At 38.7% G+C, this 15,552-nt stretch carries 10 protein-coding genes; all 10 read right to left on the bottom strand.

Annotated features, from left to right (window positions below; translation table 11 throughout):
• Position 1 precedes the first annotated feature (1 nt).
• Positions 2-1,420: an amino acid permease gene (locus AC0KUU_RS17005; protein ID WP_043980524.1), complete on the bottom strand. Its 1,419-nt coding sequence runs from the start codon at positions 1,418-1,420 to the stop codon at positions 2-4.
• Positions 1,421-1,443: 23 nt separating this feature from the next.
• Positions 1,444-3,123: a M20/M25/M40 family metallo-hydrolase gene (locus AC0KUU_RS17010; RefSeq protein WP_322551720.1), complete on the bottom strand. Its 1,680-nt coding sequence runs from the start codon at positions 3,121-3,123 to the stop codon at positions 1,444-1,446.
• 103 nt (positions 3,124-3,226) lie between these two features.
• Positions 3,227-4,432 carry an ornithine--oxo-acid transaminase gene (locus tag AC0KUU_RS17015; RefSeq protein ID WP_013055371.1) on the bottom strand — a complete coding sequence of 402 codons (1,206 nt, stop codon included), beginning with the start codon at positions 4,430-4,432 and terminating at the stop codon, positions 3,227-3,229.
• 23 nt (positions 4,433-4,455) lie between these two features.
• Positions 4,456-6,003, bottom strand: a complete 1,548-nt coding sequence (gene pruA / locus AC0KUU_RS17020; RefSeq protein ID WP_014461625.1) for an L-glutamate gamma-semialdehyde dehydrogenase — start codon at positions 6,001-6,003, stop codon at positions 4,456-4,458.
• A gap of 346 nt (positions 6,004-6,349) precedes the next feature.
• Positions 6,350-7,384 (bottom strand): LacI family DNA-binding transcriptional regulator, encoded by a 1,035-nt coding sequence (locus tag AC0KUU_RS17025; RefSeq protein WP_043980528.1) that lies wholly within the window; start codon positions 7,382-7,384, stop codon positions 6,350-6,352.
• Positions 7,385-7,450: 66 nt separating this feature from the next.
• The gene (locus AC0KUU_RS17030) at positions 7,451-8,965 is read right to left on the bottom strand and encodes an alpha-amylase family glycosyl hydrolase (protein WP_322551719.1); all 1,515 of its coding nucleotides are present in this window, start codon (positions 8,963-8,965) and stop codon (positions 7,451-7,453) included.
• A gap of 427 nt (positions 8,966-9,392) precedes the next feature.
• Positions 9,393-10,241, bottom strand: coding sequence for a phytoene/squalene synthase family protein (locus tag AC0KUU_RS17035; RefSeq protein ID WP_016763013.1), 849 nt, complete (start codon positions 10,239-10,241; stop codon positions 9,393-9,395).
• 58 nt (positions 10,242-10,299) lie between these two features.
• Positions 10,300-11,757, bottom strand: a complete 1,458-nt coding sequence (locus tag AC0KUU_RS17040) for a phytoene desaturase family protein (RefSeq protein ID WP_322551718.1) — start codon at positions 11,755-11,757, stop codon at positions 10,300-10,302.
• Positions 11,754-13,286 carry a phytoene desaturase family protein gene (locus AC0KUU_RS17045; RefSeq protein WP_322551717.1) on the bottom strand — a complete coding sequence of 511 codons (1,533 nt, stop codon included), beginning with the start codon at positions 13,284-13,286 and terminating at the stop codon, positions 11,754-11,756. Before AC0KUU_RS17045 ends, AC0KUU_RS17040 begins: the two co-directional genes overlap by 4 nt.
• Before the next feature lie 316 nt (positions 13,287-13,602).
• Positions 13,603-15,450: an asparagine synthase (glutamine-hydrolyzing) gene (gene asnB, locus AC0KUU_RS17050; RefSeq protein WP_025749930.1), complete on the bottom strand. Its 1,848-nt coding sequence runs from the start codon at positions 15,448-15,450 to the stop codon at positions 13,603-13,605.
• Between the last annotated feature and the right edge of the window lie 102 nt (positions 15,451-15,552).

The raw sequence follows: 15,552 nt of genomic DNA on the forward strand, positions 1-15,552 counted from the left end.
TTTATTTTGCTTTATAAACCGGTGAATCCGATTGTTTTTGATCAATATTTTTCTTGATTCCTACGTGATAATACACGTAGAGCACAATGATTAAAGGGACACCACAGTAAAGACCAATTCGTTGATCCGGAATAAAAATTAAGCTGATTAATACAAGTCCATACAAACAAAAACCTAGAATAGGAACGAACGGATAAAGCGGCGTTTTAAATTTCAATTCCTTTATGTCTCCTCCTTCCGCTAAAAAACGACGGCGGAACATAAATTGAGAGGCACAAATGGACATCCAAACAATAATGGTCACCATTCCTGAAATCGAAATAAACCAAAGATATACGGTTTCAGCAGCCACGACGCTTGTAATCAACGAGCACCCTGAAATAATCATTGTCACAATTAATGCGTTAATTGGAACACCTTTTGAAGATAATTTCTTCAAAGGTTTTGGCCCCATATTGCTGTTTGACAGTGACCAAAGCATACGAGAAGCAGCATAAACGCCGGAGTTCGCCACTGATAGAACGGCTGTTAAAATGACAAAGTTCATGATATCCGCTGCGTATGGAATGCCAATTTGATCTAATACGGCAACAAACGGACTTTCAATGACGCCTGCTGTTTTGTATGGCAGAATAGAGACTAAAACAAACATAGCTAACACAAAGAAAAACAGCGTTCTCCAAATGACGTTTCGAATAGATCTCGGCAACGTTTTCTCAGGACTTTCACTTTCTCCTGCTGCAATGCCGACAAGCTCCGTTCCTTGAAACGAAAAGTTAACCGTTACTAAAGTCAATAAAACTGCCAGTATTCCATTTGGAAAAAGACCTGCGCCTTGGGTGAAATGTGAAAGAAACGGTGCGGGTTCTCCTCCCTTGAAATCGATAAAACCAAAAACAGCAGCTCCTCCAATTAAAATAAATAGAATAATAGCCGTAACTTTAATACTCGAAAACCAAAACTCAGTTTCAGCATAGCTTCGAGCAGAAAGAGCGTTAATTAAAAATGTAATGACGCCAAAAATCAAGCACCATGACCATATAGGTACATCAGGAAACCACCTCTGCATTAAAATTCCTGCTGACGTAAATTCAAGCCCCGTCGTATTTGCCCAGCTGAACCAGTACAGCCATCCAATCATAAAGCCTGTAGAAGGCCCTAAAAACCTTGTAGCGTATTCTTGAAAGGAACCTGAAACCGGCATTGCTACCGCTAGCTCTCCTAAACAAAGCATAACTAAGTACATGAGGAAGCCGCCTATTACATATGCAAGAATGGCTCCTCCCGGCCCTGCCTGGCTAATAGTAAAACCCGAACCTAAAAATAGGCCTGTTCCAATCACGCCTCCTAACGCAATCATAAATAAATGTCTGCTTTTCATTGTTCTCTGTAATTGGTTTTGTTCTGTATGTCTATTCATCCGTACCTCCGTTCTTCATTTTCTTATATGTGGTTTGTACAAGCATGCCTACTTTTTAGCATCTGAACAGTTGTTTCTTGAATCAACTTAGGAAGAACTCCGAACGAATAAGGCTTATACACTCGCTCTGTCCACTTATGTCCGTCTTTCCCATATACTCCTATATTGATGGACGGAATATTTAACTCTCGAATTTCACGGAAAGGAATCGCCCCTGCAATCCCCCACCCCGGAAAGTTACGTGTAAAAGCATCGATTTCCTCATCTGTCTCATGAAGAGATAAAAAGCTGCCATCCGCTAGGTAGGGAAAAAATTTTTTAAACTGAAACGTCTCTCCCGTCTGTTTTCCAACCTTCTCCACAGCTGCTTGCAAGGGATAAAGAAGCTGCTGATCCCTGTTTTCGTCTTTCTTCAAGTGATTATGAGGCAAGTAAGGCGGTGCAAAAAAGACAATTACGCGCGGACTTTGATGCGGATCTAACTTTTGAAGTTCTTCAATTACTTTAAAGCACCTTGTTCTAAGTTCTAAATGCCCATACTGTTCGAAAGCTCGTTCAATACAAGCCTGAGCATTTATCCCTTTTTGATCCAATTCTTCCAGGTAATCTTCCAAACTCACAACATCCACTTTCCAAGACAAGTTTCGCTTTGGTAAATTCGTTCTCTGAACAAAAAGTTCGTAATAATCAGAAAGTTTTTCCTCCACTTTTTCACATGCTTCGATTGATAATCCAATTAATTGACTCATCACTTCTTTTGCCGTTCGTTCATAGATGAAATAGTTAAAATACAAATGACTGCTTACAGCAGTTTGCACATTATAAGCCTCTTTATTATCTCGTTGATACAGACAGGAAGGTGGCAGTACCAGCTCTCCTTCAATATTTTCAGCTAGATTAATATTGTTATGGATGCTTCCTGTAATCTCAGATGCAATCAAATTAGGATCTATACCAGCAAGCGTATCTCCTACGTGTACCTCCCTTCCGTAAATATAAAAACATGGAAGCAGTTTCCCAGCGGCTCCTGTATAAATATAGCGCGTGGAATCTCCATCGTAAAGAGGTGTAATAAAGTCGGTATTAATCGCTGCTACATATGAAAGATTTTTTTCTTTTTTCAAACGGTTCAGTTCAGAAACGGCAGAAATAATTCCAGCATGCTGACTTTCCTCATCTGGGTTGACCATAAAAAGGACGTTTCCTTCTAATTTATTTGGATGCTTAGTAAAATGCAGCACATTGGCTAAATGTACAGCAATTCCACTTTGCATATCAACGGCTCCTCTTCCAAACATCCATTCACCTGAGCGAGCATCTCGCTGTACATCTTCATTAATGTTATGCGTAGAGAAATAGCGCTGAAGTTCTTCTGGATCTAATGCTATGTCTTTTAATGGACCAAAATCTTCAATGCCAACCGTATCTAAGTGAGCGTGATAAATCATTGTTTGAGCATTTTTTTTGCTGCCTTGAATAAAAGCAAATACATTTTTTCTACCTAGCGTATCGCCATTAATTTTCTGTTCCCAAACGTGGAGGGGATTTTCTTTGAAATAAGGAAAACTTTGAAGCGTGTTTTTAATGAAATCAGCAATCTTTACTTCGCCGCTTGTCCCATTGATACTTTTGATTTTCACTAACGCTTTTGTTAAACATTCAACTTGCTCTTCCATGCTTAGCTGTGAGAGTTGGATATACACTTCTATTCCTCCTGCCTATCAAATAAAAACGTTATTTAGCTGCATATGAATAAAAATAGTACGATATATACATATCGTACTATTTTTATTTATTTTAAACCGATTACTCAGCAAATACTTTTTCAATTCGTTCAATTGCCCAGTCTAACTCTTCTTTTGAAATCGTTAGCGGCGGAGCAAAACGAATAACCGTACTGTGCGTTTCTTTACAAAGCAAACCTTGGTCTTTTAATTTTTCACAATAAGGACGAGCTTCTTCGTGTAATTCTACCCCAATGAATAGACCTCGGCCGCGCACTTCTTTAATAACTGGATTGCTTAAGCTTTGGAGCTTCTGCTTGAAATAAGAACCTAATTCTAATGAACGCGCTGGAAGTTCTTCATCTTCAATTACTTCCAAAGCAGCTAATGATACGGCGCAAGCAAGCGGGTTTCCTCCAAATGTTGAACCATGAGAGCCAGGGTTAAAGACACTTAAAATGTCTTCATTAGCGACTACGCAAGAAATAGGGAAAACTCCTCCTCCAAGCGCTTTACCTAAAATTAGCATATCTGGTTCTACGCCTTCCCAATCACAAGCAAACATTTTGCCTGTACGCGCTAAGCCAACTTGTATTTCATCAGCAATAAATAGCACATTATGTTCTTTACATAAATCAGCTGCAGCTTTTAAGAAGCCTTCTGGAGGTAAAACGATACCTGCTTCACCTTGAATTGGCTCAATTAAAAATGCGGCTGTATTTGGTGTAATAGCAGCTTTTAACGCTTCTAAATCACCATAAGGAATGGTTTGAAGCCCTGGAAGCATCGGTCCAAAACCACGTTGATATTCTGCTTCAGACGATAAGGAAACAGCTGTCATTGTACGACCGTGGAAGTTGCCCACACATGCGATGATTTGTGCTTGATTTTCAGCAACGCCTTTCACATCGTAAGCCCAGCGGCGTGCAGCTTTAATGGCTGTTTCCACCGCTTCTGCTCCCGTATTCATTGGAAGAGCCATATTTTTATTTGTTAATTTACAAATCTTTTCATACCATGGACCAAGCTGATCATTATGAAAAGCTCGTGACGTTAACGTTACTTTATCAGCTTGACGTTTTAATGCTTCAATAATTTTTGGATGACGATGTCCTTGGTTAACAGCGGAATAAGCACTTAGCATATCCATATATTTATTATTTTCTGGATCGTGTACCCATACGCCTTCTGCCTTTTCAATTACAATCGGCAGCGGATGATAGTTGTGTGCCCCAAATTTTTCTGTTTGCTCAATGATTTTCACCGTTTTTTGTGTTTCAGTTGTCATATTTACTCCTCCTTATTTTCTAATTAGAATGTTTCAGATGTTGTTTTTGCTTGCATGTGAAGAACAAGATAATCCGGTCCGCCTGCTTTTGAATCCGTTCCTGACATATTAAATCCGCCAAAAGGCTGGTAACCCACAATCGCTCCTGTACATCCTCTGTTAAAATACAGATTTCCAACATGGAACTCTTCACGAGCGCGCTCAATATGCTCGCGGTTGTTTGATAATAAAGCGCCTGTTAATGCATATTCTGTATTGTTTGCAATCTCCATCATATGATCAAAATCTCGCGCTTTAGAGAATGCTACTACCGGACCAAAAATTTCTTCTTGCATGAGACGAGCTTTTTCATCTACATCCGCAAAAATAGTTGGCTGAATAAAGTATCCAGTTGAATTGTCTGCTTCTCCTCCCGCAACAAGCCGTCCTTCTTCTTTTCCAATTTCAATATACGATAATACTTTGTTATACGACGCCTCATGAATAACAGGTCCCATATAAGTTGAAACTTCTTCCGGGTTTCCAACAGTTAATGTTTTTGTTAGCGCAACTGCTTTTTCAAGCACTTCATCATACACATCTTGATGCACAACAGCACGAGAACCAGCGGAGCACTTTTGCCCTGCAAAACCAAATGCAGAGTATACAATTGAAGAAGCAGCTAAATCAAGATCCGCATCTTTGTCTACAACCACCGTATCTTTTCCGCCCATTTCAGCAATAACGCGTTTTAGCCATTTTTGGCCCGGCTGTACTTTTGCTGCTCTTTCGTAAATGCGGCAACCTACTGCGCGCGAGCCGGTAAATGAAACAAAACGTGTTTTTGGATGTTCAACTAAGTAGTCACCGATTTCAGGTGTAGCACCAGGAATAAAGTTTAATACGCCTTTCGGTAAACCTGCTTCTTCCATTACTTCTACAAATTTCGCTGCTACTACAGGAGTGGCATCAGCTGGCTTTAATAAAATCGTGTTGCCTGTTACGATAGCTGCTACTGCTGTTCCAGCCATGATAGCTAACGGGAAGTTAAAGGGTGAAATAATAATACCTACGCCAAGTGGAATATAATTGTACTGATTATACTCACCGTCTCGACTCTGTACTGGAGAACCATCTTTTAACGTCAGGACTTGACGTGCATAGTACTCTAAAAAATCAATTGCTTCTGCTGTATCAGCATCTGCTTCGTTCCAAGGCTTTCCTGCTTCTTTTACAAGATAACTAGAAAATTCATGCTTTCTGCGACGGATGATGGCCGCTGCACGGAAAAGAATATCCGCGCGATGTTCTACTTTCCATTTTTTCCACGTTTCAAAAGCTTTTAAAGCTGACTGCATCGCTTGTTCTGCTAAGTCTTTATTTACTGTAGAGACATATCCAATCACTTCTTTTATATTCGCTGGGTTAACAGACGTAATTTTTTCTTCAGTTTCCACTTTTTCACCGTCGATCACAAGCGGGTACGTTTTGCCAAGCTGTGTATTTACATATGTTAATGCTTCTTGAAATGCCTTTTTATTGTTTTCGTCCTTAAAATTTGTAAATGGTTCATGAGAATAAGAAACTACCATGATATATACCTCCTAGTATGCAAATCTTTGTTTACTTTATAGTTATGCAAATAGCGTGCCAACTTTTAATAAAACTTTACAGCCTATTTGTCATCAAGGTTTTCACCACTTATATCATTCTTTCTTTTTGATAAAGAAAAAAATAATTGGCACGTGTATATTTTTTTTGCACTTTAAACGCCAATATCTTTGGCACAGAAAATATATTGAGACATACCAAAATCAATCCAATCTAAAAACGAAAAAATCCGAACAAGTTTGATTCTCCATCAAGAATCAAACTCGTTCGGATCTTCCTTCAACTACAATACTTTTGTCCCAGCCTCTTTTCTCTTTGTATATAAAGTTATCTCTTCGTCATTTGAATGGTTTTACAGGATTGTCTTTCAATCATTTTGTGGGGAACGCGCACTTGTTCTGCAACAGCATATGGCGTTTCAATCTGCTTAATCAAGCAGCGTACAGCCTGATAACCAAGTTCAAAAATATTAATATCAATAGATGTGAGAGCAGGTCTAGCCATTTCGGCGATCAGAACATTATTAAAACTGACAATCGAAATGTCTTCAGGAACCGAAATCCCCATTTCATCCAATGTATTTAAAACGCCTAATGCCATTAGATCGTCTGCTACTACCAGAGCTGTTGGACGTTCTTTTAGAGATAAAAGTTCGCAAACAGCTTCTTTTCCTCCCTTTTGTAGAAATTCTTCATGAATTACATACTCGTCCCGGTAAGGAATGTTTGCTTTTTGAATCGCTTTATCATAGCCTGTTAAACGGTCAATGGTAACGACTAATTCAAGACTTCCGCCAATAAAAGCAATACGCTCATGTCCAGATTCAATTAAATATTCCGTCGCTTCTTTTCCAGCTTTAAAATTATCATTATCAACAAACGTGATGCTTTCACTATGTTTAAACGGCTTTCCAATAACTACAAACGGCACGCTCTGTTCTTGCAAATAAGAAAGTACTTGATCATCAACTTTGGAGTACAGCAAAATTAATCCATCCACTCGTCTTCCCTGTACCATTTGAACAACTTCTGCAAAAATCTCTTCTTCTGTTTCTCCAGTGGACATATAAATCGCTCTTTTGTTTTCGTGAGCTCCGGTGCTGATTCCTCTTAGCACTTCGGGAAAGAACGGATTTTGAAACACCTTGTCTGCTGAGCTCGGCATCACTAGGCCGACTGCCTCTGTCGTTTGATTTGCTAGACTTCGCGCAATAATATTTGGGTGATAACCAAGTTCTTTCATAGCCGATCGCACGCGCTGTTTTGTTTTTTCACTAATTCTTGAGCTGTCTGCAATGACGCGAGATACCGTCGAAGGGGCTACATTTGCTAAATTTGCCACATCTTTTATTGTTACACCCATAATTCCACCTCTTAATTATGTTTTCTTCATTAATACTTATAATACTTATCCAATATAATTTGACAACTACGACGCGCTGTCCTTTTTACGAGATTGAGAAATTTTCTTTTCTTTTCTTCTTTTTGAAGATGCTTTGTACAAAAAAATGCCAAATCCCGTATAAACAGCAGCAACCGCTGCGATATATCCAATATTAACCCCTGACTTTTTCACTACTTTATATACATTTGTGGTCTCAGGCTCCAATGAAATGTTGTATACATCGTCAACGGGTCGTATAATTCCTTCCGTTATTAACCCTCTTAGTTCATTTTCTTTTCCAACTTTTTTAAGCGGGACATTAATGGCCGACGTTTCCTTTGTATTATTAATCACAACAAACGTCGTTTCGTCCTTATACCTTCTCTTGTATACAGCCACACCTTGTTGCTCAGACACAAGGGTAAAGCTTCCTTTTCGAAGAGAAGGCGACTTTGCTCTAAGTTCAGCCAGTTTTTTTAAATGATCTATAATATCGGGATTAGCTAAAAAATTCATCATGCCATAATTTTCTGCTCCTTTTCCCCCATTCAGCGCAATTTCCGTTCCATAAAAAACGATTGGTACACTCGGCGAAGTATAAAGATACGAAAGCCCTTGCTTTGTTCGGGCTCCAGGATGATTTTCACTCTTTAATGCTTGTGCTGTAAAACGCGTGCTATGAACATCATCTAAAAAATTGGCTAAAGGCTGATTACTTCCTTTTCCCCACTTGTCATACAACATTTTCTGCGGACGATTAGTACCGCTAAACGTAGCAGCAGTGGCTTCGGCTAGCGTTCTATCTACAAGCAAATCTACTCCTAACGAATCAGCCTGCTCATTTTTTTTAAATGGTTCCCCGTTTATTTCTCCTATTAATAGAAAAGAAGGATCCATGCTTTTTAGCGTCTTAGAAAAGGATGAAATAAATGCAGAAGGGGCTTGATCGATATCTTTAACGTAATATCCGTCAATATCTGCTTGTTTGCCCCACCAAGCAGCATTTTTAATAAGGTATTTCTGCACAGCGCTTTCGTTTAAATTAAGGTGAGGCAATGCTTTAATTACTTCGTTATCTGTACCGGATTTATTACTTATCCATGTTTGTTTTTCTTTATCTGCTACCCAGGGATGATTGTTACTGATTGTCAAAGGAAATTCGACCATAATTTTTATATTGCGCTCGTGTGCTTTCTTCACAAGATTTTGTAAGTCTTTTAACGTTCCAAAATGATCGTCTATTTTATAATGGTTGGTCACCGCATATCCATGATAGCCTGTCTCATCATTTTCCATAAAAGGAGTTAATAAAACAGCGGTAAATCCCATCTCTTGAATATAGTCTAACTTTTGTGCTATTCCCTGTAAATCGCCTCCATAATAGGCATCTGAACGTTCATAGTTAACATTTCGATCATTCTGTTCACTTCCGTTATAAAAACGGTTGATCATCAATGAGTATATTACCTCATCACGTATATCTTTATGATCTTGCGCTGAGGCACTGCTTCCAAAAAGCAATAGTAGTATAAGCAGCATAATTGTCCTTTTCCATTTCATCTATTCCCCTCCTATAGACGAACTGTTTCAAACTCACTTTTGTTTCCATTATAACGTTAACGCTTACATTATTGTTAAATAAGTTGATAAAAACAAAAAAAGTGATTAAAAGTTTTTACTTTTAATCACTTTTTTCCATCTATATGCTGCTATACCGTCTCATTTACGTTCGAGATATGAGGTTTATCCGATACTTTACCAACTTTATTTAATCGATCAATCAATCCAACACCAAATTCAGGATGAAGGTTACCATCTGCTGTCGCTACGAAACTTTCACGAAATTCGTATGCGGATGAACCGTGTTCAGCAAAATCTAAACCAGCAATTTCTTCTTGGCTGAGACTTTTTTCTTATTTACATAATAGTTAACGCTTTCATATCTTTTCAAAAAAAAGTAACGCAAAGGAAAAGTAATTCCTTTGCGTTACCCCGTAGAAATAGATGTCATAATTTTCTTTTTCACTTGACTTGTGACAAAGTGCTTTTCTGTAAATACGTCATAATTTTCTTTTCGAATTTTATCAAGAATCGCTCGGTATAAATGCGCCGCTCCTGTGAGAGGCAAACGAGAAGCGACCGGATATTTATGAATCGACTGAAGTCCTTTTATATAATACATCTCCGCTTCTTTAGCCAGGTGCTCCCACATCTCTATAAATTCAGAAGTGACCCACCGGTTCTCTAATAGCATGCGCGTATATCCGTAAGAATTCATAAGGTCTTTCGGTAAATAAATGCGCCCTCGCTCTAAGTCTTCCCCAACGTCTCTTAAAATGTTGGTCAGCTGCATCGCAATGCCTAATGCAACTGCTTCTTCTTCTAATTCTTTATGAGTAGTTGGAGCTAAAATCGGTAAAAGCATTAACCCTACCGTACTCGCTACATGATAAGAATATGTTTTCACTTCATCAAGCGTATCGTATTCTTTTTTTACTAAATCCATTCTCTGGCCGGTAATCATATCATCAAACGCTTGAACATTCATCTCATATTGTTCAAATACATTGCGCAGAGCTACCCACATGGCGCTTTCGTTTAATAGTTCTCCATTTTTAAATCGGGCAAATTCTGATTCGAATTGCTGCAGCTCTATTTCAGGGTTGCATCCTTCATCTACAATATCATCGACTTGACGGCAAAATGCATATACTGCCCATACTGCCTTTCTTTGTTTTGACGGCAGCATGGAAAAAGCTTTGTAAAACGTTTTTGAGTTTTCTTTAATAATTTCTTCACACTGATTGTACGCTTTGTCTAACGAAATGTTCATCATATAGGACCCCTTTCTCTATTAAAGGATAAACCATCATTTCCTTATGGCTTACAAGATCTTAAGAAAGCTTTGCAACCGTTTGAACAGATGATTGTTCAATAAGATGATCAGCTAACATTTTTGCTCCTTGCATAACAATTGGCACGCCTCCGCCTGGATGAATAGATGCTCCGACTGCAAAAACATTTTTATATTCGTACGGCTGGTACTGGGGTCTGAATACGCCTGATTGAAACAGCTCAGGAGCAATACCAAAGCTTCCTCCTTCGTAAAGTCCAAATGCTTGAGCATCATTTGGCGTGCGTACTTTTACCCATTCTAGTTCTTTACGAAGCTCTTCAAACCCTTTTTCTTCTAAAGTTCGAATGATTCCATCAACAAAATCTTGCTGATTGCTCCAATCAATGTGGCCGCCTGATGGAACCGGTATAAGTGCATATAGCACACTTTTCCCTTCAGGGGCTAACGATGGATCAATAACAGAGGGATTAAATGTATAAATAGCGGGATCTTCAGGAATCGTTTTATGCTTAAACACTGCTTCCATATGTTTAGCTAAATCATTGCCCATAAAGTATTGATGCACATTGTGATGATCATATTTTCTCTTCAAACCAAGATAAAGCAGCAGACAGCTGGACGAAGGCACATACTTCTTTTCTTTTTTTCGAGCAATTTTCGCCATATTAGGAAAGTCGCCATTTAAAACAACTTGATCAAATGGATAAAGTTTTTCGTCAACAATAACCCCTTCCGTTTTGTCTCCTGATATAGAAAGCTCTTGAACCGCCTTATTCAAATGAATGTTTACACCTTGCTCTATCAGCGCCTTTTCAAGAAGTGGCACAAGACTTGCGTATCCGCCTTTTACGTAATAGATGCCATGAGCATGCTCACTGTAAGGAACAAGGGAATAAATAGCTGGCGCCGAATAAGGATTTCCTCCAATATAGAGAGATTGCAGGGAATAGGCATCTACTAGACGTTCATCATGGAAATACGTTGAAACAAATTTTCTCATTGATTTATTTGCATTCATTTTTTTTAATGCCTTGATGTTTTGCCATGTCCAAAAATCTCGTTTATTTACAAATGCTTTTTCCAAAAATGCCTTACTTCCTAATTCAAATCGCTTTTTTAATTCAGTCATAAAACGCCGGTAGTTTTGCTCTTCGCCTGGAAACAAACGGCTAATTTCCTCTAACTGATCTTTTTCAGTCGCTTTTTTTGTATAGGTCGTACCGTCTGGAAAATGAATATCATAAAGTGGATCACAGCGTATTAGTTCATATTGAGAAGCAGAAATGCCTGCTTCATCTAAAATACGTTCAAGCATTAAAGGCAGTAAGACAATCGTGGGACCTTCATCAATTTTATAACCATCTTTTTCTACAAACGCCAACCGGCCGCCCAGCTTGTTTTCTTTTTCGAAAATATCAACAGAAAATCCTCGTTTGCTTAATAACAAAGCGGTAATCAAACCGCCTATGCCGCCTCCAACAATTGCGGTTCTCATAATGCACTCTCCATTTCCTTCATGGTTTTAAACGGCTCATTCAGTAATTGTCCGTCTCTTTTTAAGATGAGCTTTGTCGTAATGCGAGATGATTCCAGAATAGTTGGTAGACCGCTTCCTGGATGAGTTCCTCCTCCAACTAGCCAGCAGTTTTCTAATTCTTCAAATTTATTATGCGGACGCAGCACCATCATTTGAGTGAGCTGATGTCCAAGATTAAATGTCGCTCCTTTATAGACCAGCACGTCTTCTTCCCACTGCTTTGGTGAAATGATTTTTTCAACTTCAATATGACTCTCTAAATCTTTGAAGCCCGTTTTCTTTTCTACAATTCTTAATACTGCATCCCGGAAATCTTTTTGTTTTTCATCCCAGTTTACGCCGCTGAAATTATTTGGAACCGGCGCTAAAATATAAAGAGCAGACTTTCCTTCTGGTGCTAAAGTTGGGTCCGTTACCACAGGGTTTTGAATGTAGATAGAAGGGTCTTCTGAAAGAGCTAGCGTTTTTGTGATCTCTTCTACATTTTTTTTATAATCTTCAGCGAACACAATCGTGTGATGAGGCAGATCTTTGTACTGTTTGTCTATGCCTAGATAAATCATGAAAGTAGAACAAGAGTATTTTTTCTTTTCAAGTTTTTTAACTGCATATTTTTTAAGGGTACCTTCATCTATTAAATTCGTCATCGCATGAGCAAAATCTCCATTGATAATGACGTCGTCTGCACCTATTCGCTCTCCATTTTCTAGAATAATTCCTTTTACTCTCTTATTTTCAACCCATAGTTTTTGGACACCTTGGTTTAAATGGATGTGCCCTTGATGTTCTTCCACTACTTTTGCCATTGCTTGAGATAGTTGGTTTACTCCTCCTACTGGATGGAAGATACCGTAAGCATGTTCCATAAACGATAAAATAGAAAAGGCTCCTGGACATTCCCAAGGGGACATTCCCAAGTACTTCGATTGAAAAGTAAAAGCTAATTTCAATTTCTCATCACTGAAATACTTGCCAAGTACATCATAGAGCGTTTTACCTAAGGATAAGTGCGGCAGTGCTCGAATTGCTTCAGGCTTTAAATAGTGATGAAAACGATCCATCTCGCCCTGCAATAAAGGAAGCAAAGCCGCCATCTTTGCTTCGGTGTCTTTCATAAAGCGCTCATAACCTTCTCCGTTTCCTGGGTATAAACGTTCGATTTCTTCTTTCATCTTTTTATGGTTATCCGTCATCTGAATCTGCGCATCATCGAAAATAAGCTCATACATGAGATTTAGACGTTTTAAGTCCATATAATCATGCGCATTGCGATTAGCAGCTTGAAATAATTCTTCAAAAATCTGTGGCATGCTCAAAAATGTAGGACCCATATCAAACGTATAACCCGACATTTTAATCGCTGAATTTCGCCCGCCCACGTATCCTTGCTTTTCATATACATCTACTTTATAGCCATGACTTGCTAACAGCATCGCTGCCGCTAGTCCTCCTGGACCTGCTCCAATCACGATTACGTTTTTTTGCATACATACACTCCTAATCCTATACAATAGTTATACAAACATTATACAAAGCTTTATTATTAAACACAACGATAAACTGCTTGTCTTTATTCGAATCATAAAATTACCAATAACTAAACCATTAAAATATGACATTTGTACCATTTTTCCAGGGTTTCAGTACACTTTCCCTTTATTCGGTGCTTTCAAGCTTTTATTTTATATCTATGTAAAGTTATACAAAAATAGACTGCGGTCTTCTTCTCTAGTTAAACGTACAAAAAAGAGAAACAGATGACTTTATTTCATAAAAAAAACCCTCTGTACTGAGAGGGTCCTGTCATTCCACAATTTGAATATTATTGTGAGTAAACCAGACGTGAATTTGAGCTAGATGAGCTAGCAGCTGAGGTCCTGTCATTAATTGACCAAACCACGGTGCTTTAAATCCTTCTCCGCCTGTATCAATAATATGCTTTAACTGTTGCTTATCAAAAAATTCATGAAGAGGTGACTGTTTATCTTGTAAAAGAGATTGAAGCCATACAGTTACAGCTTTTGTATAAGCTGGGTTATGCGTTTTAGGATAAGGGCTTTTCTTGCGATAAAGAACGTCATGAGGCAAAATTCCTTCAAGCGCTTTTCGTAAAATCCCCTTCTCTTTATTGCCCGTCATTTTCATCTCCCACGGAATATTCCATGCATATTCCACAAGGCGATGATCTGCAAAAGGTACCCGTACTTCTAAGCTCGCGCCCATGCTCATACGATCTTTACGATCTAATAAAGTTGTCATAAACCAAATCTGATTTAAATAAAACAGCTTTCTCCGCTGCGCATCTTCTAACGATTCACCCTCTAATTCAGGCACTTCCTTTAATGTTTCTTCATATCTTGCACGCACATAATCTTCTAACTGTAATTTCTTTCTCCATGAACTTTGCAGCAAATCAATTCGAGCATCTAATGAACGCATCCACGGGAAGGTATCCGAAGACAAATCATGTTTTCGGTGAAACCACGGATATCCTCCAAAAATTTCATCCGCACATTCTCCTGATAAGCTCACGACAAAATCTTGTTTGATTTCACGGCAAAACCAAAGCAGCGATGAATCTACATCAGCCATTCCAGGAAGGTCTCTCACCTCTACAGCCTCTGTTAAATGCTGCACAAGGTCCTCCGTTGAAATAATGCAGCGGTGATGATTTGTTTGAAACGTATCCGACATGAGCTTGATATAAGTTCCATCAGAATTTGGCTGAAACTCATTTGCTTTAAAAAATTTATCATTGTCTTCATAATCGATAGAATACGTATGAAGAGAGCCCTTGCCGCTTTCTTTGAACGCATTTGCAGCAATTGCTGTAATGGCGCTTGAATCTACTCCACCTGATAAAAATGTACAAACCGGGACATCCGACACTAGCTGTCTTACAATCGCGTCTTGCACTAAAAATTTAACTTTTTCTGTAGTTTCACCTAAATCATCTGTATGCTGCTCACTTTTCACGTTCCAGTATCGCCAAATTTTCAACCCGTTACGAGTAAGCGTGAGCGCGTGAGCCGGGCGCAATTCATTTATTTCTTTAAATACGCCGTGGCCGGGAGAACGAGAAGGTCCTAAGCCAAACACTTCTGCTAATCCATCTAATCCTACTTCCGCTTTCACCTCAGGATGAGCTAATATCGCTTTTAATTCCGATGCAAATTGAATTCCACCTTCATAAGATCGATAGAATAAGGGCTTCACTCCCATTCTGTCCCGTGCTATAAATAACTTTTCATTGGCTTCATCCCAGATTGAAAAAGCAAAGATACCGTTAAAATGATCTACGCATGATTCTTTCCATTCTATATAAGATGTTAGAAGTACTTCCGTATCTGAATGTCCCTGAAATTGATAACCTCTTTTTAGTAATTCTTTCCGAATATCTTCCGTGTTGTAAAGCTCTCCATTATAGCAAAGCGTATAGAGCTGTTCATTTTTTTCTCTTGTCATGGGCTGTCTTCCGCCTTGAGGATCTACTACAACTAAGCGTTTGTGCCCAAAAGCAACATGCTGCTGTGTCCATACGTTGGTGTCATCAGGACCTCTTTTCGATAAAGTGTCAGCCATTTTTGTTATTGTTGCTGTTTCATTTAAAAGCGATCGCTTTAAGTCGACCCAACCCGTTATACCACACATCGTTTATCATCCTTTCTTTCACGCTCTTGTTTATGAATGAAATAATGCCATTGTATGCACGCAATAGTTACAGTTGAATTGTCCTTATATTTTATTTTCACT

The organism is Priestia sp. ST2 (genome assembly GCF_055810735.1).